The 20,015-nt window shown below is 39.1% G+C and carries 21 protein-coding genes; 8 read left to right on the top strand and 13 right to left on the bottom strand.

Annotated features, from left to right (window positions below):
* The first annotated feature begins 22 nt into the window (after window positions 1–22).
* Window positions 23–772 (top strand): ComF family protein, encoded by a 750-nt coding sequence (locus QVL57_RS03665; RefSeq protein WP_290075819.1) that lies wholly within the window; start codon window positions 23–25, stop codon window positions 770–772.
* Between the two features lie 44 nt (window positions 773–816).
* Here QVL57_RS03665 and QVL57_RS03660 read toward each other — a convergent pair whose 3' ends face one another.
* The 8 genes from QVL57_RS03660 to QVL57_RS03625 all read right to left on the bottom strand — a co-directional run bounded on the left by QVL57_RS03660 (window position 817) and on the right by QVL57_RS03625 (window position 5,977).
* Window positions 817–1,266, bottom strand: a complete 450-nt coding sequence (locus QVL57_RS03660; protein WP_290075817.1) for a hypothetical protein — start codon at window positions 1,264–1,266, stop codon at window positions 817–819.
* Between the two features lie 3 nt (window positions 1,267–1,269).
* On the bottom strand, window positions 1,270–1,584 hold the full coding sequence (locus QVL57_RS03655; protein ID WP_290075815.1) for a DUF883 domain-containing protein: 315 nt from the start codon (window positions 1,582–1,584) through the stop codon (window positions 1,270–1,272).
* A 124-nt stretch (window positions 1,585–1,708) separates the two neighbouring features.
* Entirely contained in the window at window positions 1,709–2,158 is a 450-nt protein-coding gene (dut, locus tag QVL57_RS03650; protein WP_290075814.1) for a dUTP diphosphatase, read from the bottom strand.
* 15 nt (window positions 2,159–2,173) lie between these two features.
* A complete protein-coding gene (locus QVL57_RS03645) occupies window positions 2,174–3,157 on the bottom strand; it encodes a rubrerythrin family protein (RefSeq protein ID WP_290075811.1) in 984 nt (327 codons plus the stop codon).
* A 17-nt stretch (window positions 3,158–3,174) separates the two neighbouring features.
* Entirely contained in the window at window positions 3,175–4,173 is a 999-nt protein-coding gene (gene ruvB / locus QVL57_RS03640; RefSeq protein WP_290075810.1) for a Holliday junction branch migration DNA helicase RuvB, read from the bottom strand.
* 16 nt (window positions 4,174–4,189) lie between these two features.
* Window positions 4,190–4,801, bottom strand: coding sequence for a Holliday junction branch migration protein RuvA (gene ruvA / locus QVL57_RS03635; protein ID WP_290075808.1), 612 nt, complete (start codon window positions 4,799–4,801; stop codon window positions 4,190–4,192).
* 70 nt (window positions 4,802–4,871) lie between these two features.
* Window positions 4,872–5,378 carry a crossover junction endodeoxyribonuclease RuvC gene (gene ruvC, locus QVL57_RS03630; RefSeq protein WP_290077394.1) on the bottom strand — a complete coding sequence of 169 codons (507 nt, stop codon included), beginning with the start codon at window positions 5,376–5,378 and terminating at the stop codon, window positions 4,872–4,874.
* Window positions 5,379–5,443: 65 nt separating this feature from the next.
* Window positions 5,444–5,977 carry a DUF1465 family protein gene (locus QVL57_RS03625; RefSeq protein WP_290075806.1) on the bottom strand — a complete coding sequence of 178 codons (534 nt, stop codon included), beginning with the start codon at window positions 5,975–5,977 and terminating at the stop codon, window positions 5,444–5,446.
* Window positions 5,978–6,142: 165 nt separating this feature from the next.
* On the opposite strand from QVL57_RS03625, the gene QVL57_RS03620 reads away from it, so the two are divergent.
* The 6 genes from QVL57_RS03620 (at window position 6,143) to glmM (ending at window position 12,845) form a co-directional block, all read left to right on the top strand.
* A complete protein-coding gene (locus QVL57_RS03620; RefSeq protein ID WP_290075804.1) occupies window positions 6,143–6,748 on the top strand; it encodes a thiamine phosphate synthase in 606 nt (201 codons plus the stop codon).
* Window positions 6,748–7,311, top strand: coding sequence for an elongation factor P (gene efp / locus QVL57_RS03615; protein WP_290075802.1), 564 nt, complete (start codon window positions 6,748–6,750; stop codon window positions 7,309–7,311). Before QVL57_RS03620 ends, efp begins: the two co-directional genes overlap by 1 nt.
* Window positions 7,312–7,347: 36 nt before the next feature.
* Window positions 7,348–8,145, top strand: a complete 798-nt coding sequence (locus tag QVL57_RS03610; RefSeq protein WP_290075801.1) for an inositol monophosphatase family protein — start codon at window positions 7,348–7,350, stop codon at window positions 8,143–8,145.
* 12 nt (window positions 8,146–8,157) lie between these two features.
* Window positions 8,158–9,507, top strand: coding sequence for a tRNA lysidine(34) synthetase TilS (tilS, locus tag QVL57_RS03605; RefSeq protein WP_290075799.1), 1,350 nt, complete (start codon window positions 8,158–8,160; stop codon window positions 9,505–9,507).
* A 97-nt stretch (window positions 9,508–9,604) separates the two neighbouring features.
* Complete coding sequence (gene ftsH / locus QVL57_RS03600; RefSeq protein ID WP_290075797.1) at window positions 9,605–11,500, top strand: ATP-dependent zinc metalloprotease FtsH; 1,896 nt, start codon at window positions 9,605–9,607, stop codon at window positions 11,498–11,500.
* Complete coding sequence (gene glmM / locus QVL57_RS03595; RefSeq protein WP_290075795.1) at window positions 11,493–12,845, top strand: phosphoglucosamine mutase; 1,353 nt, start codon at window positions 11,493–11,495, stop codon at window positions 12,843–12,845. The genes ftsH and glmM overlap by 8 nt, the downstream gene beginning before the upstream one ends.
* A gap of 1 nt (window position 12,846) precedes the next feature.
* Here glmM and QVL57_RS03590 read toward each other — a convergent pair whose 3' ends face one another.
* Genes QVL57_RS03590 through QVL57_RS03575 form a run of 4 tightly spaced genes read right to left on the bottom strand, consistent with a single transcriptional unit; the run spans window position 12,847 to window position 16,089 of the window.
* A complete protein-coding gene (locus QVL57_RS03590) occupies window positions 12,847–13,254 on the bottom strand; it encodes a (deoxy)nucleoside triphosphate pyrophosphohydrolase (RefSeq protein WP_290075793.1) in 408 nt (135 codons plus the stop codon).
* Window positions 13,244–13,960: a hypothetical protein gene (locus QVL57_RS03585; protein WP_290075791.1), complete on the bottom strand. Its 717-nt coding sequence runs from the start codon at window positions 13,958–13,960 to the stop codon at window positions 13,244–13,246. Before QVL57_RS03585 ends, QVL57_RS03590 begins: the two co-directional genes overlap by 11 nt.
* The gene (gene argJ, locus QVL57_RS03580) at window positions 13,941–15,167 is read right to left on the bottom strand and encodes a bifunctional glutamate N-acetyltransferase/amino-acid acetyltransferase ArgJ (protein WP_290075789.1); all 1,227 of its coding nucleotides are present in this window, start codon (window positions 15,165–15,167) and stop codon (window positions 13,941–13,943) included. The genes QVL57_RS03585 and argJ overlap by 20 nt, the downstream gene beginning before the upstream one ends.
* A complete protein-coding gene (locus QVL57_RS03575; protein WP_290075788.1) occupies window positions 15,133–16,089 on the bottom strand; it encodes a peptidylprolyl isomerase in 957 nt (318 codons plus the stop codon). Before QVL57_RS03575 ends, argJ begins: the two co-directional genes overlap by 35 nt.
* Window positions 16,090–16,277: 188 nt before the next feature.
* Here QVL57_RS03575 and secA point away from each other — a divergent pair, with 188 nt between their 5' ends.
* Window positions 16,278–18,989 carry a preprotein translocase subunit SecA gene (secA, locus tag QVL57_RS03570; protein ID WP_290075786.1) on the top strand — a complete coding sequence of 904 codons (2,712 nt, stop codon included), beginning with the start codon at window positions 16,278–16,280 and terminating at the stop codon, window positions 18,987–18,989.
* Here the strand turns inward: secA and QVL57_RS03565 are convergent.
* Window positions 18,986–20,008: a PAS domain-containing sensor histidine kinase gene (locus tag QVL57_RS03565; protein ID WP_290075785.1), complete on the bottom strand. Its 1,023-nt coding sequence runs from the start codon at window positions 20,006–20,008 to the stop codon at window positions 18,986–18,988. The genes secA and QVL57_RS03565 overlap by 4 nt on opposite strands.
* Window positions 20,009–20,015: the final 7 nt, after the last annotated feature.

Raw genomic sequence — 20,015 nt, 5'->3', positions numbered from 1 at the left:
ACAATATAATATAATACAGCTCATGGCCAGTATATTTGTAAAACAGAGTTTAGTATTCTGTACTAACATTATCTTTCCGCCCACCTGCTTTGGATGTGGCTCTAAAGTGCAAAAACACGGAGATATTTGTCAGATTTGTTATCGCGATATACATTTTATACAAGAACCTTATTGCCCCGTCTATGGTATGGGCCTGGGATTGATCAATGGCGTTGCCAAAACTACGCTCTCTATCGAAGCTTTGATGCACCCACCACCCTTTCGACGTGCTCGTGCCGTGTTTCAACATCGCGATTTGGCTAGCAGATTAATTTCACGATTAAAATATGGAGATCGCGAAGATTTAGCTCCAATTTTTGCCTATCACATGCTCAAAAAATGGCCTCAATTAATAAAAGATTGTGACATAATTGTACCTATTGCTCTGCACTATAAAAGATTCCTATCTCGCCGTTATAATCAAGCGGCACTTTTGGCAAAGCATTTAGCAAAATTAGCGCAAAAACCCTATAACCCAAATATTCTAAAGCGCCTCAAAAACACGAAACCCCAAGCGAGTTTAAGAAGTAAAGCCAGGGAGCAAAACGTAAAATCTGCTTTCACATGTAGTGAAAAATATAAGCCGATTATACAAAATAAAACAGTCTTGCTAATAGACGATGTATATACAACAGGGGCCACTGTAAAGGCAGCCAGCAAAATTCTATTGCGAGCAGGAGCTAAGCATGTAGATGTACTAACTCTATCCAATGCTCATAAATATGTTTTATGAATTTTCTGCAAAGCGTATCATCTCTGCAGAAAATTACGGTTATCTCAACACTTCTTACGCTTAAAAAGCCTAGTAGCGGCAGCCGTTACGCCGCCAGCTACCATAGCTCCTACCACAGTAATGACTCGTTTTTTTGTACGAACCAACGACAAAGCACCAAGAGCTATAGGCATAATTAATTCCCTATTTCTGTGTATAGCAGAGGCTATTTGCATAGAATTGCGTTCTTTTGCCTGCCGATATAGAGAAGCGGCAGCAGACAATGCCGCTACAAAAGCGGCAGCCCAAACCAAGCATAAGATAAGCGCTGCATATATGGCTCCTATTTTAGCCGCTATAAGCAAATATATAGTAAGATTGCCAAACAATAATAAAAATATACAGGCAATCAAAACCACAGACCATAAAATTATATGATCTTTAACAGCTTTAACTCCACTTTGCATAGAGTCACTTGCTAAATTTCTTAACAAAGGTTTGAGTAAAGAAAACATGGCTTAACGCCTGGTCAATAAAGCTGCTACAAAACCCACGCCAGCTGCTATAGCTAAACTAGAGAGCGGTTTTCTTCTAACTTCTTCTGATAAATGATCTTGCAAGTCATAAAATCTATCTCTAGCTTCATTATAAGATTCTGCACCTTTATGCTTCGCTTCATAATAAAAATCGCTGAGCTTATCTTTTACATTTTCTGAACCATAATTTTTAATATTATCAGTAACTTCAGCAATTTCTTCACGCAATTGATTGATTTGACCCTTTATGTCATCCTTTTTCATAGCATCAATAGTTTTATCCATATGTTCACCCATCCTATTTATCCTTTAATATTTATTTATTCGTATCCATAGATTACAATAATCCACAAACAATACAGGAATAAATAGCGCAAATTGAAAGAAAACCAATATAGCAAAAATTTATTTAACCAACATCTTATACACCCGTAGAGCCAAAACCACTATCTCCGCGCTTTGTAGGGGATGCTTGCTCGCGCTCTTCAATTTTTACTTGAAAAAACGGTGCCAATACCGCTTGCGCTATACGCATACCACGCTTTATAACAAAGGGCTCTTTTCCCAAATTAATCAATAATACCTTTACCTCACCGCGGTAGTCATTATCTATAGTACCCGGGCTGTTGGGACAACTAATACCCTGATTAAGCGCTAATCCAGAGCGCGGCCGTATCTGCATTTCATACCCTTCAGGCAGCTCAAAAATCAATCCTGTAGGTACCAAGCCACGCTCTCCAGCAGCAATAACCATATCCTCGTCACTTGGCACGGCTGCAGCTAAATCTAGCCCAGACGCACCGAACGTCTTATAACTCGGCAAATCCAGCCCTACACTATGAGCTAATCTAATTATCCCTAATTTTGGCATATAACCTACTCCTTATTAACTTTTTCCTATAATAATTCCAACGGCAAAAACCAAAGCACCCCCTAAGACTACTTGCGTTATAGCGCGCCGAAATGAAATTTTCATAAATTTATTTTGTATCCAAACAATAACCCATAATTCTATAAAAACTAAGATAATAGCAATAGTGGTAGCTAATTCAAAATTATTAATCAAATAAGGCATTGTATGGCCTAACCCACCTATAGTAGTCATGATGCCATTTGCCAGACCACGCTTTAATGGCGAGCCACGGCCACTTATCTTGCCATCATCATGTATTGCCTCTGTAAAGCCCATGGATATCCCAGCCCCAAGAGAGGCAGAAAGACCAACCAAAAATGTTTCTTTCGTATTATTAGTAGCAAAAGCCGCGGCAAAAATAGGGGCTAGTGTAGAAATAGAGCCATCCATCAACCCAGCTAGCCCTGGCTGAATCAAGGTTAGCAATTTTTCTTTATATTTTTGTTCTGTAGCGCAAAAATGAACAGATTTTAATTGATGATTTTTTAACAGCTTCTTTAATATAGCTTTGCGCTGTTGCGCTTGTTCAGCTAAATTATTAAAAAGTCTACGTAAATCTAAGTCTAATACGTGCCTCAAGGCCAAATTATAAAACCCTACCGATTTACGCTCTAACCAAATAAGCTTTGCAAGCTCCTTGTCAAAAACATCGCTTTGCTTCTTAATGTTAAACCATAGCCGAAAAAACAAAGCTTGTAGCGGCGTGAGGGTTTGCGGAACTAATTCATTGCCAAAGCGCTCTTTATAAGCACTTAGCAGCTGCTCTTGTGTTTGCAACTCATCTGCAATAAATTTTGTAAAAACCTGATCGAGCTCAATCGCACCAACGGAATATAATTTACTATAACGGCTAAATAAACGCGCTTTATCTTCGCTAAATATCAAAGCTACACTTAAAAGCTCCTGCTGAGAAGAAGCGGAAAAAGCATATACCCTTGCTAAAAAATAATCTTTCACGCGTAGCCTTTCTAATTCTATAACAATGTTTCTTGTTGCGTAAGCCCTAAATGATGCCAAGCCATTTGTGTCATTACACGTCCCCGCGGCGTACGCTGAATAAACCCCTGCTGCAATAGATATGGCTCTATAATGTCTTCAATAGCATCGCGAGGTTCACTCAAAGCAGCGCTTAATGTTTCTATCCCCACTGGACCGCCTCCAAAATTCATAGCCATCAAAGTTAAATAACGCTTATCTAACTGATCTAGGCCCTTACTATCAACATCTAACCGCTGCAATGCTCTATCGGCTATATCTTGAGTTATTAATTCTGCCTCCATAGCATGCGCAAAATCGCGCACGCGCCGGATCAAACGCCCTGCTATACGAGGCGTTCCTCGAGATCTATTAGCAATCTCCAAGGCCCCTTGCTTATCTATCGCTAATCCTAATAAATGAGCTGCTCTTTGAACTATTAAACAAAGCTCCTGTGGCTTATAAAAATTCAACCTGACTGGTATACCAAAGCGGTCACGTAAAGGCGTAGTCAATAATCCTAACCTAGTTGTAGCTGCAACTAGAGTAAATTTTGCTAAATCTATTTTTACAGAACGCGCGGCTGGCCCTTCGCCAATTATCAAATCTAATTGAAAATCTTCCATAGCTGGATATAAAATTTCTTCTATTGCTGGCGATAATCTATGTATCTCATCAATAAATAAAACATCGCCCTCTTCTAAATTGGTTAAAATTGCTGCCAAATCGCCAGCTTTAGCTATTACGGGACCAGAAGTAGAGCGAAAATTTACTCCCAATTCTTTTGCCATTATTTGAGCCAACGTGGTTTTACCCAACCCCGGAGGGCCCACAAATAAAACATGGTCTAAAGCTTCTGATCGTGATTTAGCAGCAGTAATAAAAACCTTCAAATTAGCCCTAGCCGCCTCCTGACCTATGAAATCATCCAAGCTTTGCGGCCGTAAACTGCCATCATTATCTTGCGGCTGCTTATGCGGCGTAAGTATCTCTGCCATTATAGGTTTATACCCCCTACGCTATCGCCAATTTTTTTAAACTTATCCGCACTATCTGAGCACATTCTGCTTCTGGCGTTAGCTCTTGTAAGGCTAAAGCGACAGCATTTGAAGCCTGTTCTTTGCTATAAGACAGATTAAGTAAAACCGAAATCGCATCGTCAGCAGCCCCCGGTTTACCGATAACACTATTAGTACCAATATTACTAACGGCATAATCTGAATAAATGGATTTTATTTTATTTTTTAATTCTAAAATTATACGCGTGGCAACTTTTTGGCCTACACCAGGCGCACGACTTAGAGCTGAGACATTGCCAGACGCCACGGCCGCAGACAACTCTACCAATTCAGCATTCCCCAATATAGCTAAAGCAACTTTAGCCCCAACACCTGGCACATTCTGCAACAACAAGAACCACTCCAATTGCGCCTTTTGCAAAAAACCAAAAAGACGCAAAGCGTCCTCTCTAACATAAGTATGAATATAAAAACTATATGTTTTGCCCAAAGCTAGGCTGGCAATAACATTACCAGGCATGTAGATAAGATATCCAACCCCTCTAACATCCAAAATAATATTATCATTATTAACTTCATCTATAATACCAGTCAATTTTCCTAGCATTTATGTAATCGCCTGTCTTTGATATGCAACACCCGTATATTTTCTAGTTAATCTATCACAAATATATCTATTATCGCAAGGCGGCCAATCTCTTGTTGGCAACCCTAGAATGCGCGTGGCATATCGCTATAGCCAAAGCGTCCGCAGCGTCTGGAGTTTTAAACTTTGCAGCCGGAATCAACATCTTAACCATCATCTGAATTTGAGCTTTATCACCATGGCCAACGCCTATTACAGCTTTTTTAACCTTATTGGGAGCATATTCAGCTACAGCCACATTTTGCAAGGCTGGCACTAACAAAGCCACAGAACGAGCTTGCCCTAATTTTAACGTGGCAACGGCATCTTTATTAACAAAAGTTTGCTCAACCGCCGCCTCTTGAGGGCAAAACTGCTTAAATATGTCGGTAAGACCTAAAAATAACTGCTGCAAGCGTTCCGCAAGCGCTGAGCTATTATCAGAATGTAGAGTGCCACAAGCTATAAAGCTCAATTTGCTTCCGTAAACTTCAATAATACCCCACCCCATATTACGCAACCCAGGGTCTATGCCTATAATACGAATGCTTTTACCTATCAAATAATATTCAATCAAACAGCTATAATAACCGCAAGGGGCATAATATTAGGTTAATAAAAAAATCAGATTAAGTTTGCATTAAAAGCTGCGTAAAGTTTTTTCTGCTGCTGACGTACAAAATTATCATTATCTATTATACCATCAAGCGCTTTGCTTACTAAACTGTCCAAATTACGCAAGCGAGTCTCTAAGCGCAAAGAATCTAGTACCAATAACCTAAATATTTCTGGCAATTCGTCCCAGCGACCATGCTTGTAACGCTCACTAGGAGTCTGTAAACATATTTTTGTTTTTTCATCCTTGATGCGCTGCAATGACATATCTTTTTCTAGCCAAGCGCGAAACAGCAACAGCCAAGAAGCTATCTGCATCAATCTGGTACTTATAGCACCAGCCTCTCTAGTATACAGAGCCAGCTGCTCTTCGTCTAGCTCACGTAGCAAGCTTTTACCTGGCCCGTCTATATAAGCGGCGGTGCACTCTATTAGCTGCATACCACGCGCATATGTTTTTGCAAATACCGCAGCATAGGCTTGATTCTCCATCAGAATTAGCATATTATTCGCAGTAATAAATTTTTGCCGTTTCTTCTGCATGCTGGTCCCTATATCATTATAATTAGCGCCGATGCTTCTAATAATGCTTTTAGATAACGCTTAGTTCCGTTTATTAACACATCGCCGAATATGAAAATTGCAGCTACGAAATTATTATAGCAAGAATATAAACCAAAAAAACAATTTTTTTAAATAATGGTTAATATGAAACCTAACACACAGCAGCTGTTTTTAACTTGCGAAATAACAAAGCTTGCATATCTTTTAGAGCTAGAAGAACTAGGTACAATAAAGGCGGTTATTATTTACAATGATTCACTGCAAACACAATGGCAAAAAGCATCAGCCATAAGCAAAGCACTACAAAAAAAAGGGCTATTAGTAATTTTAAAAGCAGAATTAAATATAGTAAATGCACTTGAAGCGGATGGCTTACATGTCGAAAACGATCTAGAAAAATTAAAACTAATAAAACAAACATCAAATGAACTAATTATAGGCTATGGCGCCCCGCCTAATAAGCATAATGCAATGCTAGCGGGTGAATATGGGGCTGATTACCTTTTTTTTGGCGCATTAGGACGAGATGATAAAAACCAGCCGCATCCACGTAACCTTGCCTTGTGCAGTTGGTGGAGCGAGGTAATGCAAATTCCTGCAGTAATTCAATGTGGCAAAGAAATAAATTATCTGGAAAACGCAAAAAAAACTGAAGCCGAATATATAAGCATTGATAATTTATTGTTAAATTCTTTTGATAAAAATCAAACAATCAGTTATATAGGTAAATCTTTAAAAGGGCTAAAATAATGAAAATCAATGGAAACGAAATAAAACCAGGAAACGTAATAGAGCACAATAATTCGCTGTGGGTTGCTGTAAAATGCAACTCTGTTAAACCAGGAAAAGGCGGCGCCTTTAATCAAGTCGAGTTAAAGAATCTTATTGACGGCACAAAATTAAATGAAAGATTTCGCTCTGCTGAGTCGGTAGAAAAAGTTCGGCTGGAGCAAAAAGATTTTACTTTTTTATACAAGCAGAATGAAGATTTAGTATTTATGGATACAGAAAATTACGACCAAATAGAATTAGCAGAAGATTTTGTTGGCGAAAGGGCTGCTTTTTTGCAAGATGGCATGAAAGTAACTCTAGAATTACATAATGAAAAACCTATAGGCATCTCCCTGCCAGACCACGTCACAGCCACCATTGCCGAAGCGGATCCAGTGGTAAAAGGACAAACAGCAACAGCCGCATATAAACCAGCGGTTTTAGAAAATGGCATCAGAGTTATGGTGCCACCGTTTATCTCAGCAGGAGAACGCATAATCGTAGACACCAATGAACTGCTTTATCTACGCAGGGCCGATTGATCTACAGCAATATATATTTAACTAGAAGGCACAATCATGGCTAGATCCGCAATAATGAATGTAATGGTGCAAGCAGCATTAAAAGCTGGCCGCGCATTGAGCAGAGCTTATGCCTCGTCAGCAGATATTAAAGTTAGCTTAAAAAAGCCAGGGGACTATGTTAGCACAGCCGACCGCAAAGCAGAGGATATAATTAAATCTACCCTACTTATGGCGAAACCAAACTATAGCTATTTAATGGAAGAAGGGGGAGAAATTATTGGTAGCGATAATCAACATCGTTTTATAATAGACCCTTTAGATGGCACAACAAATTTTTTACATGCTGTACCATTTTTTTGCGTATCAATTGCCTTAGAAAGCCAAGGCAAATTAGTTGCAGCAGTAATTTATAATCCTATATTAGATGAGCTATTTACTGCAGAGCGTGGGCAGGGAGCCTTCTTAAATGATAGGCGTATAAGAGTATCACATAGGCGTAACTTAGAAGATTGCCTAATATCTACAGGTATACCGCACATAGGTAAACCAGAGCATAATAATTATTTACAAGAATTAAGAGCTATAATGCCACAAAGCGCAGGCATAAGACGCACCGGAGCTGCCGCTTTAGATCTGGCTTATGTAGCATCTGCCCGCTTTGACGGATTTTGGGAGCAAGATTTGCAGCCTTGGGATATGGCGGCTGGCATATTGCTAGTAACAGAGGCTGGTGGGTTTATAAGCGATAAAACTGGCGGCGCCAATATGCTTAACCAAAACAACATTGTAGCTGGCAATGAATATACCCATAAAGCGTTATTAAACCATATAATCGCTAGCAATAAAGAATAATAAATTCATATAGTGCTTGAGAACCAATTAGTTAATATTTTTTCCTCACAGGACTTTCAAGATACGCAAACAGCTGTCGTTGCAGTTTCTGGTGGTAGCGATTCTCTAGCACTGTTATTTTTATTGCAGCTATACAACAAATTATATTTAAATAAGCGATTACATATTGTCGCCGCTAATGTTGACCACCAGCTTCGGCCTGAATCTGCAGCAGAAGCGCTATGGGTAAAAAAATTATGCCAATACCACGCCATCACCCATCATCTATTGCGTTGGACCGGAACAAAGGCGGATACAGGCATATCGACGCAAGCACGTTTAGCGCGCTATAAATTACTATATGATTGTGCAAAAAATTATGAAAAGCCAATATTATTAACCGGGCACACATTAAATGATCAAATCGAAACCTTTCTTATGCGGCAACAAAGAAATAGTTGGCGCGGCCTATCTGCTATGGCTAGAAAATCGCTAATATTCAAAAAAATTTATTTACTGCGACCTTTATTAAGCTTAACAAAAGAAGAGCTAAGGAATTATCTAACATCACTGAAACAAACATGGATAGAAGACCCTACTAATTATAATACAAAGTATGAGCGCGCGCGAACAAGACAAATTATAGGACCAATTACCCCAGAGAAAAAAACAATATGGGTTAAAAAATTACAACAACAACAACTAGCTCGTGTAAGCTTAAACCAAAAAATTATCGAACTAATTATGATTATTCAACCATACTTTATTGGCGAAGTATTGCATTTTACTCAATTGCCGCCACCTTATAATAGTAAAGAGTGCAGCTTTCTCTTAAATCTGCTTACCAGTATAATGGGGGGCGCAGCCTATTTAGCACAAACGCACCAAATGGAAAAATTTGCTGAAGCTTTTACCATATCAAAGCCTGTCCTGCGTTACAATATTTGCCAAGCAATGGTTGAAAAAAAATCAAATCTTTGGCGAATATGGCGTGAATCCAGACAAATTCCAATTCTAGAGTGCAAGTCTGGTGAAAACATTCTCTGGGACAAACGTTATGAAATTTATAATACTAGCGGCGATAATATTATAATAAGAGCTGCAACTCTTGATGAAATGAAAAATTTCAGCCATCCTAATAAAATAAATTTATCATATCATCAATCAAGTCTTATTATAGAAAAAGCTGGTAAAACTCATCTACCCTTTTTGACTCTACCCTTAGCGACTACAGCCCAAAGGCAAATTTGCCTACCCCCAGAATTTGAAAAAATAAAAATACAACCATATATAGCCATATATGACTGGTTAATTAGCGGCTTTGATCATGAATTATATAGAAAACTAAAAGCCATATTTAATTTTAGCCATTGCGCCTTGTAGATAAAAATATATGTTGTTATATTTAACTATGTATTCATTTACTTATATTAATGAATATCCTTTATATATGAACCTTACGTAACGAAGTGGATAGGTTATGAATCAAAATTATCGCGCCTATATGATATGGGGGTTCGTAGCCCTATCGCTAATCGCTATATTTTCATTTTATGGTGGCAATGGCCAAAAATCAGCACCTACACAATTAACCTATACCGAATTTTTAAACAAGGTGGACTCCGGCGAGATACGATCTGTGGCGATTCAAGGTTCACAGCTTACGGGCCAATCTAAAATAAATAAAAATTATAAAACTGTTGCTCCTTTTGACCCGCAATTAATTTCAAAGTTACAGCGCAAAAATGTCGATATAAAAGCTGAATTACCTAACCCAAATAGCGGCTTTCTGCTGAATTTAATAATATCTATGTTACCAGTATTATTATTGATAGGCGTGTGGGTATTTTTTATGCGCCAAATGCAGGGCGCGGGCCGAGGTGGAGCAATGGGCTTTGGCAAATCAAAAGCAAGACTACTAACCCAAACAGCAGGCAAAATAACCTTTGCGGATGTAGCTGGCGTTGATGAAGCTAAGCAAGATCTAGAAGAAATCGTAGAATTTTTAAAAGACCCAAAAAAATTCCAAAAACTAGGTGGAAAAATACCTCGCGGCGTACTACTCGTAGGCCCTCCTGGCACTGGTAAAACATTATTGGCCCGCTCCGTTGCAGGAGAGGCTAATGTGCCATTTTTTACCATTTCTGGCTCCGATTTTGTTGAGATGTTCGTAGGGGTCGGCGCAAGCCGCGTTCGTGATATGTTCGAACAAGCTAAAAAAAATTCTCCATGCATAATTTTTATAGATGAGATAGATGCTGTAGGTAGGCATCGTGGTGCTGGATTAGGCGGTGGTAATGACGAGCGCGAACAAACCCTGAACCAGCTATTAGTAGAGATGGATGGCTTTCAACCAACGGAAAGCATTATACTTATTGCAGCTACCAACAGACCAGATGTTTTAGACCCAGCTTTGCTACGCCCTGGTCGTTTTGATAGACAGGTCGTTGTGCCCAATCCAGATATCAATGGACGCGAACAAATATTAAAAGTACATGTACGCAACGTGCCATTAGCGCCTAATGTTGATTTACGAGTTGTAGCTAGAGGAACACCAGGTTTTTCTGGAGCAGACTTAATGAATTTAGTTAATGAAGCAGCTTTATTAGCAGCAAGACGCAATAAACGCCTAGTGACTATGCAAGAATTTGAAAATGCTAAAGATAAAGTTATGATGGGTGCCGAGCGCCGCTCCAGCGCCATGAGCGAAGAAGAAAAAACTCTAACAGCATATCACGAAGCCGGCCATGCCATTATAGCATTAAACATGCCCGCAGCGGATCCGGTACATAAAGCAACAATAGTACCAAGGGGTAGAGCTTTAGGCATGGTGATGCAATTACCAGAAGGCGATAAATATTCTATTTCTTATCAATGGATGCTCGCCAGGCTTGCCATAATGATGGGCGGCCGCGTAGCAGAAGAGCTAAAATTTGGCAAAGACCATATAACGGCTGGCGCTTCTTCTGATATCGAACAAGCTACAAAGCTTGCACGCAACATGGTTACACGCTGGGGATTTTCGCCTAAATTAGGCAATGTGGCTTACGGCGAAAATCAAGATGAGGTGTTTCTTGGCCATTCTGTTGCGCGCCAGCATAATGTTTCAGAAGAAACCGCTAAAACTATAGATAATGAAGTAAGAAGGCTAATAGATGAAGGCTACCAAAAAGCTACAGAAATTATGCAAAAAAATGAAAAAGAGTGGAATATTTTAGCCGAAGCTTTATTAGAATATGAAACTTTAACAGGCGATGAAATCAAGGATGTAATAGCAGGTAAAAAACTGAAGCGCTTAGATACAGCGCACCGCGTTACTGCTGAAGATAAAACTTTCGTGCCACAAGTAAGCAAAAATTTTGTACAAGATGAATAACAAATATTTCGGAACAGATGGTATAAGGGGCGAAGCAAATATTCATCCCATTACTCCAGAATTAGCAATGCGCGTAGGTCTGGCCATTGGCATTATCTTTCGCGACAAAACAACCAGCAATCATACTAGCCGAGTGGTCATCGGCAAGGATACGCGCTTGTCTTGCTATATGCTAGAAAGTGCTTTAGTTTCTGGTCTAGCCGCTTCTGGCATGGATGTATTGCTATTGGGGCCGATACCAACACCTGCTGTTTCTATGCTATGTCGCTCAATGCGCTCCGATATAGGGGTTATGATTTCCGCTTCACACAATCCATATTATTATAATGGTATAAAGTTGTTTGATCATGAAGGCTTAAAACTTAGCGACGCTATTGAACGAGAGATCGAAGAGCTTATAGATAGCAAAGATTTACAATCCTTGGCTTTTACCAAAAAACTAGGACGAGTTAAGCGCTTAGATGGCGATATCTACCGCTATGTAGAGTTTGCCAAGCGAACCTTAGATAAAAATATAAGATTAGATGGGTTGCGTATTGTAGTAGATTGTGCAAATGGCGCCGCATATAAGTCGGCGCCCTTAGCGCTTTGGGAGCTTGGAGCAGAAGTAATAACTATACATAACAAACCAGATGGTTTAAATATAAATTTAGATTGCGGCTCAACACATCCAGCTTCGCTTATAGAAAAATTAAAAGAAACTAGAGCCGATATAGGCATAGCGCTTGATGGCGATGGAGATCGAGTTGTAATAGTCGATGAACAAGGTAACATCGTTGATGGAGATAAAATACTTGCTATTCTAGCTAGCCATTGGCAAAAAAATAAAAAGCTTAGTACCAACTGTATTGTAGCTACTGTAATGTCTAATTTAGGGCTTGAGCGTTTTTTAAATAAGCTTAATCTTGAACTCATACGAACCAAGGTAGGGGACCGCTATGTAGCAGAGAAAATGCGAGAACTCGGTTGCAATATTGGCGGTGAACAGTCAGGCCATATTATATTCTCTGACTATGGCGCTACAGGCGATGGATTAATAGCTGCGCTACAAATTCTTGCCTGTGCCGTGCAAAACAATAAACCAATATCAGAATTGTGCAAAGAATTTGAAACAGTGCCACAAATATTAAAAAATGTTAAAGCCAATGGCGCTTCAGCTATGCAATCAGAACAAGTAAAGCAAGCTATAGAAGCTGCGAATACACATTTAGCTAAAGAGGGTAGAATTGTTGTACGGCCATCTGGCACAGAACCATTAGTTCGCATTATGGCAGAGGGCGATAATGTAGCCTTACTCAAACAATCAGTTGATAATATTGTCGAAGCAATACTGGGCTCCAAATAAATCAAACAAACTCTTCAATAAGTTTTCTAATAATGGCTATATCTGCTGGTGGCATTCGTAAATTTTGCAGCTCCAATATTTTAAAAACTTGCAATTTTTGTTGCTCTTTTGCAACTGGAACACCCTGAAATTCATGACATAAAAATATATGTAATAAAAACCCTTCATGCTCTACACTCATATAAGGAGCCGTATTGGTCTCAATATTTACCACTATATCTAATTCCTCCCAAAGCTCTCTGGCCAAAGCTTGATGAATAGTCTCGCCATGTTCAACCTTACCCCCAGGAAATTCCCACATTCCCGCATAGCGTTTACCTAATTTGCGTTGTGACAATAGCACACTATCAGAGCTATCGAATATAACAGCAGCCACTACAACTAATGGCGAATTTTTATTAAACTGCATAATAGGCTTCACTATACAAACACTCAAAGTTAAAGCCTGGCTCTATCAAACCTGCAGGGGCTTTGTACCAAACATACAAAGCTTTATCCTTCACTGCATGAGCAATCACCGCTTCCATAAAGGCCGAAGCTAAACCATCTTGGCTAGGCCAACGATCTATATAAGCAAATCCATTATCCAAAATGTAGCGAGCCCCATAGCTTCTATCAATGGTGCTAAAATAGCATACTTTACCTTTAATTTTACTTATAGATTCAAGCTCCAACCTTACTAAATCTTTAGAAATAGAAAATACTTCTGCGTATTCTTCTGGCGTTAGAGGAGATATTTCTAATAATGAATTAAAGTTTACATCCTTTGCAGAAGCAATAAAAACATTATTTTTTAATATATAATCCAAGGCACCTAAATCCAGCTGCACTGCAATTTCTTTAGCAGCTAATGGAGTTATTCTAAGATAGATCTTTTGGCCTAATTTAACTTTCAATGCCTCCACACGCTGTTTAATATTCACATTGTCTGAAGCATCCAAAGGCGTAATTATTGCCACATCCTTACTACCTAAAGCTGGAAATTCAGCCTTATAGCAACCTACATGCCAAGCACGTTCATAAAAAAAACTATCCGCTGGCCAAGCACGTGCTGACAAAGCTTCTAACCTACGTATTTTAGCTAAATGTTCTATATCAACTACGGTAGTCTGCATTTATTTTCACATATTCTTCTGTAAAATCGCAAGTCCACACTATGGCACAGCCTTGCCCTAATCCTATATCTACTTTAATTTCTATCTGATAATTTTTCATATATTCTGCTACATCTTGTTCTTTATAAGATGAATCTACTACTCCACAATTAGCTATTCTGAAAGGTCCAAAAAAGATAGATAATTTATCTCTGTCAGCTTTTTCCCCTGCCTTACCTACGGCCATTACTACCCGGCCCCAATTAGCATCGTTACCCGCAATAGCAGTTTTTACCAAAGGAGAATTAGCAATTGAAAAAGCTATTTTCTTAGCAGAGCTATCACTAACCGCTCCAACGACTGTTATTTTTATTAAATGTGTAGCCCCCTCTCCATCTTTTACCACAGATAGAGCCAATTCTTGCAAGATATCCTCTAAAGCCTGATAAAAAAGCTCGGCCTCATTATCAGCCAAAGCGCGTTCAACACCAGCAGCCTGACCAGTGGCAAACAACAATATCGTATCAGATGTAGAGGTATCACTGTCCACAGTAATATTATTGAAAGTTTTATCTACCCCTTTCTTTAGCATGCTTTGCAAAATAGGAACAGATATAGAAACATCGGTAACAATAAAACATAGCATAGTAGCCATGTTAGGGGCTATCATACCAGAACCTTTTGCTATAGCATTTATATTAATCTTGTATCCATCAAGCTCCAAACTTCTGGTAGCATATTTAGGATAGGTATCAGTGGTCATTATAGCCTTTGCGGCTTTACCCCAGGCATCCTGCCCGTCTTCAAGCACGGCATTTGATAAAGCAGTTAATATAGGGGCTGGGTTTAATGCCTCCCCTATAACACCTGTAGAAGCCAAATAAACTTCTTCTGCTTTACAATTAGCTACGGTCGCTGCATGTGCGGCAACAGCTTTCGCGGCCTCTGCACCTACCGCACCCGTAAAAGCGTTAGCATTGCCAGCATTTACTACCAACGCTCTAGCTTGACCAAAAGGCAAAATTTCGCGACAATGATCAACAGGAGCTGAGGGGCACAATGATTGAGTAAAAACTCCCGCTACATTGGTGCCAGCATCAAAAACCATAAATAACAAATCATCACGATTTTTATATTTCTGCCCGCAATGCATTGTCGCTATATGTGCCCCTTTTATGAGGGGCATAATTTGCTCAGTTGGCTTCTTCATCAGCATCCTCGCTGCCATTAACAGCAGCCATATTATCAAATTTATCTAGCTCTTTCGCTATAGCATTATTAGGTATTTTTATGTCGGCCTTGCTACGCAAATCGCCTATAGATGCTTTATAACGATCAGAGGCCACTAAATTACGCATATTTTCGCGCATATCTTCAAAAGCGGGCAATTTTTTAATACGTTTATCTTCTAATTTTATAACGTGCCAACCAAACGGGCTTTGAACAGGCATATGAGTATATCCCCCTACTTTAAGAGCAAAGGCCGCTTTTTCAAATGGTTCTACCATTTGGCCATGACTGAAATAGCCTAAATCACCGCCAACAGCGGCAGATCCATCTGTTGAACTAGCTTTTGCTATTGTCTCAAAATTTTCACCCTGCTCTAAGCGCTTAATTATAGCCTCTGCCTCTGGCTTAGTTTTAACGATAATATGTCTTGCATGCACCTCTTCTTCTTTCGGTGTAGCAGCTACTTCTTTATCATAGCGCGCTTTTAAATCTGCATCGCTGATTTTACCAATTATCTCTTGATTAATATACAATTTCTGCAAAACTTCATTACGGGCAAAAGACATCATTTGTTGATATTTATCCCCAGCGGCTAGACCCTTTTGCTCTGCCGCATGAGCTAAAGCGACCATGCTGATATAAATACGCAATGTAGCTAAACGTCGTTTATTCACTGGTAACCGCATAAGGTTTGAATCTAAATTCATAGCCATAACATCTAAATCATGCGCCGTAACAGCTTTGCCCTGTATCACCGCCATAACATCACTATCTTTTATTTCTAGCTCGCTAGCCCCTACTGGCGCTTTAGCTTGAACTGGCGCTGCCATAGTAGCTGCATTAACCCTACCTACGCCACACAGGGCAGTAGACACAAGCAAGGACACTAACAATTTATTCATTTTATAATTCAACCGCATTGATTTAGGCTCCGTAAAAACAATTTATATATCAATCTCAATATAGTTATCAATTTAACTTAAGGAAAGCTAAATTAGCAATATAGCTTATATTAAATATTTACATTTATAATGTAGATATGTAACTAGTCTAATATTATATACTATATATTAATTCAAATATAGCCGCAAAAAGAAAGAATACAAGAATGGCCAGCTTATGGAGCTTAGCACATAAATTATTCGGATCGTCTCACGATCGCCATATTAAAAATTTAATACCCAAAATTACCCAAATAAATTCTTTAGAACCCAATATTCAGGCGCTTAGTGATGAAGAGTTGCAGCGCAAAACTATTGAGTTTAAAGAAAGATTAAAAAAAGGTGAGCCTTTAGATAATTTATTATATGAAGCATTTGCCGTGGTAAGAGAAGCTGCCAAGCGTGTTTTAGGCATGCGGCCATTTGATGTTCAATTGTTAGGCGGCATTGTTCTACACCAACATAGCATAGCGCAAATGCGCACAGGGGAAGGTAAAACCCTTATGTCAACTATGCCAGTATATCTAAATGCATTGAGCGGTAAAGGCGTCCATGTAGTAACAGTTAATGACTATTTGGCTAAACGTGACTCCGAAAATATGGGCCAAATATATAAATTTCTGGGCCTAAGCACTGGCGTTATAACAAACGAAATGGAAAGTAACGCTAGGCGAGCAGCATATAGTTGTGATATTACCTATGCAACAAATAATGAACTAGGTTTTGATTATTTACGGGATAATATGGCTTATGAACTTAGCCAAATGGTACAGCGAGGACATCACTATGCTATTATTGATGAAGTAGATTCGATATTAATAGATGAAGCTCGTACACCGCTAATAATTTCTGGCCCTTTGGAAGATCGTACAGATTTTTATAATTTAATCGATACCTTTATACCTAAGCTAAGCTCTGATGATTTTGAGATAGATGAAAAACAAAAAAGTGCAGTTTTTACCGAAGCGGGTACACAAAAACTAGAACAGATGCTATTTGAAGCAGGCTATTTAAAAGGCGATAATTTGTATGACGCAGAAAACGCCAGTATAGTACACCATATTAACAATGCTCTGCGTGCACATAAATTATTTATGCGTGACAAAGACTATATGGTACGTGGCAGTGAAATAGTTATAATAGACGAATTTACTGGCCGTATGATGCCTGGTCGCCGCTATAGCGAAGGATTGCACCAAGCATTAGAGGCGAAAGAACATGTAACTATACAGCCAGAAAGCCAGACCATGGCTTCTATAACTTTTCAAAACTATTTTCGAATGTATGAAAAACTAGCTGGCATGACAGGAACAGCCACTACAGAAGCAGAAGAATTTAGCAATATCTACAATTTGGAAGTTATAGCCATACCTACAAATCTTCCTGTACAACGTATAGACGCAGATGACGAAATATACCGCACAGCAGCAGAAAAATACGAAGCAATTATAGCAGAAATAAATACGGCACGCGAGAAATCGCAACCAATTTTAGTAGGAACGACCTCCATAGAAAAATCAGAGTATTTAGCCGCCTTATTAAAGCGCAAAGGCATTAAAGACTTTCAAGTCTTAAACGCTCGCTACCATGAGCAAGAAGCCTATATTATAGCGCAAGCAGGCGTTCCTGGCAGTATAACTATCGCTACCAATATGGCCGGGCGGGGTACAGATATTCAATTGGGCGGCAACCTTGAAATGCGAATCGAGAAAGAATTAGCCAATATTCCAGAAGGTGAAGAGCGCAACGCAAAAATAACAGCATTAAAAGAAGATATATCGCAATTAAAGGCCAAAGCAATTGCTGCCGGAGGTCTATATGTTTTAGCAACCGAAAGGCACGAAAGCCGCCGAATAGACAATCAGCTACGAGGCAGATCTGGACGACAAGGCGATCCAGGAAAATCTAAATTCTTTTTATCTTTAGAAGATGATTTAATGCGTATTTTTGGCTCAGAGCGGATGCATGGCATGCTACAAAAACTTGGTCTAAAAGAGGGAGAAGCTATTACTCATCCTTGGATCAATAAGGCCTTAGAAAAAGCACAGACAAAAGTAGAAGCACGGAATTTTGAAATAAGAAAAAATCTATTAAAATATGACGATGTTATGAATGATCAAAGGAAGGTTATATTTGAACAACGTCTAGAAATTTTACAATCTGAACATTTAACCGATGTAATAGAAGAAATGCGCGAAGATGTAATGCATAGCATTACTGCTAAATATATAACTGCTGATAATTATCCTGAACAATGGGACATAGAAAATTTAGCAAAAGAGCTTAAAGAGGCTTTTAATTTAACTTTACCTTTTGCAGAATGGCAAAAAGAAGATGGAATAAACGCAAAAGAAATTGCCCACAGAATTGACAAGGCAGCACAAGCATCGCTAACCCAAAAAGAACAACATGCGGGGCCAGAAATCGTACGCTACTTTGAAAAAACTGTGCTAATAGAAACGATAGATACACTTTGGCGTCAGCATTTAGAAAATCTAGAGCATTTACGTTCGGTAGTAGGGTTCAGAGGATACGCCCAAAGAGACCCATTAAACGAGTATAAAACAGAAGCTTTTGGACTGTTTCAGCAATTACTAAGCCAATTGCGCTATGACGCTATATCAAAGCTTTTGCGCATTGATATAGCAAAGCCAACTACGCCAATTATAGATTTGTCACAGTTGAGGGCTCAGCATGCAGAATTAGGCGAGGAACTCGGACTGCTAGAATCGAATATTACTACGCTGGAAATAGGTGGAGTTACACCGCAAGCTAGAATTCCCAAAGACGATACAAACTGGGGACGGGTAGGCCGAAACAGTCCTTGTCCATGTGGCAGCGGTAAAAAATATAAACACTGCCATGGAAGTTTTGCTTAAAAACTTTGAATTTTATTAAATTCAAACTGCGTTTCAGGCATTTTTACATTATAAAGTACGCCATAATTATCTATAGTATATATGGCGGTACCGCTTAGTGCGGCAGGTACTATTTTTTCTAAAACTGCGCTGCCGAAACATGCTTTTGGATCCTCAGGCAGAACACCAGCAGGGTCAAATTTTTCATTCCAGGCTACAGCTACCACCAACTTATCATCACTAGTAATCTGTTTTACACAACTTACCACAACAGTACCTTTTTCTTGGGCCAAAGCACCAAAAGAAAGAGAATTTATCAAAAGCTCATGTATAGCAAGACCAATATGCAAGGCCGCATTAGGAAAAAAATAAGGATCATCCCCAACTATAGTAAAGCGATGGCTTTCTGTACCTAAATAGGGACTTGTTTGCGATTGTATCAATTCAAAAAATCCAGCCCCACGCCAATTAGAATTAGTCACCAAATCTTGGCTATGCGAAAGAGATTGAAGACGACCTTGAAATTTTTTTAAAAATACTACCGTAGATTCACTAAATCTTGCGGTTTGCGAAGCTATGCTCTGAATAATAGCCAAGAGATTTTTTGACCTGTGGCTAACCTCCCGCAGCAAAACTTTTAAAACTTGTTCGCGCTGTCGTATTTCAGAAACATTAACACCCGTTGTAATTAGTCCAATTATATGCCCCGTATCATCTCTATGTGCATCTATTGAAAATTTATACCAAATATGTTGAGCATTATGCTCAAATCGCAATTCAGTAGTTGCGCATTCTCCAGTAGCTAAAACCTGTAATTTTTTGGTTTCCAATCGCTCTGCTAAATCAGCAGGCAAAAAATCACTGTCTCTACAATCTACACGCCACCGTGCAAGCAAAAATTCTGGTACATTTTCTGCCCAGCGATAAATTAAATCGGTTGTTTGATAAAACACGCAAATGTCTGCACCGGCTATCGCTTGCATTAAAGCACCGATACGTCTTTCATCAATATTTCTATTTTTTACCGCATGTTGTAACATAATGTTG

This window comes from Bartonella sp. TP (genome assembly GCF_030406085.1).
GTDB lineage: Bacteria > Pseudomonadota > Alphaproteobacteria > Rhizobiales > Rhizobiaceae > CALTWN01.
Note: the sequence above shows the minus strand (reverse complement) of the source record. Positions and strands in the feature narration are given on the sequence as shown.

Excerpts from the sequence above, each read along its gene's own strand:
- QVL57_RS03665 (WP_290075819.1), top strand. The coding sequence starts at position 23 with ATGGCCAGTATATTTGTAAAACAGAGTTTAGTATTCTGTACTAACATT.
- QVL57_RS03660 (WP_290075817.1), bottom strand. The coding sequence starts at position 1,266 with ATGTTTTCTTTACTCAAACCTTTGTTAAGAAATTTAGCAAGTGACTCT.
- QVL57_RS03655 (WP_290075815.1), bottom strand. The coding sequence starts at position 1,584 with ATGGGTGAACATATGGATAAAACTATTGATGCTATGAAAAAGGATGAC.
- dut (WP_290075814.1), bottom strand. The coding sequence starts at position 2,158 with ATGCCAAAATTAGGGATAATTAGATTAGCTCATAGTGTAGGGCTGGAT.
- ruvB (WP_290075810.1), bottom strand. The coding sequence starts at position 4,173 with ATGGCAGAGATACTTACGCCGCATAAGCAGCCGCAAGATAATGATGGC.
- ruvA (WP_290075808.1), bottom strand. The coding sequence starts at position 4,801 with ATGCTAGGAAAATTGACTGGTATTATAGATGAAGTTAATAATGATAAT.
- QVL57_RS03625 (WP_290075806.1), bottom strand. The coding sequence starts at position 5,977 with ATGCAGAAGAAACGGCAAAAATTTATTACTGCGAATAATATGCTAATT.
- QVL57_RS03620 (WP_290075804.1), top strand. The coding sequence starts at position 6,143 with ATGAAACCTAACACACAGCAGCTGTTTTTAACTTGCGAAATAACAAAG.
- efp (WP_290075802.1), top strand. The coding sequence starts at position 6,748 with ATGAAAATCAATGGAAACGAAATAAAACCAGGAAACGTAATAGAGCAC.
- QVL57_RS03610 (WP_290075801.1), top strand. The coding sequence starts at position 7,348 with ATGGCTAGATCCGCAATAATGAATGTAATGGTGCAAGCAGCATTAAAA.
- ftsH (WP_290075797.1), top strand. The coding sequence starts at position 9,605 with ATGAATCAAAATTATCGCGCCTATATGATATGGGGGTTCGTAGCCCTA.
- glmM (WP_290075795.1), top strand. The coding sequence starts at position 11,493 with ATGAATAACAAATATTTCGGAACAGATGGTATAAGGGGCGAAGCAAAT.
- QVL57_RS03590 (WP_290075793.1), bottom strand. The coding sequence starts at position 13,254 with ATGCAGTTTAATAAAAATTCGCCATTAGTTGTAGTGGCTGCTGTTATA.
- QVL57_RS03585 (WP_290075791.1), bottom strand. The coding sequence starts at position 13,960 with ATGCAGACTACCGTAGTTGATATAGAACATTTAGCTAAAATACGTAGG.
- argJ (WP_290075789.1), bottom strand. The coding sequence starts at position 15,167 with ATGGCAGCGAGGATGCTGATGAAGAAGCCAACTGAGCAAATTATGCCC.
- QVL57_RS03575 (WP_290075788.1), bottom strand. The coding sequence starts at position 16,089 with ATGCGGTTGAATTATAAAATGAATAAATTGTTAGTGTCCTTGCTTGTG.
- secA (WP_290075786.1), top strand. The coding sequence starts at position 16,278 with ATGGCCAGCTTATGGAGCTTAGCACATAAATTATTCGGATCGTCTCAC.
- QVL57_RS03565 (WP_290075785.1), bottom strand. The coding sequence starts at position 20,008 with ATGTTACAACATGCGGTAAAAAATAGAAATATTGATGAAAGACGTATC.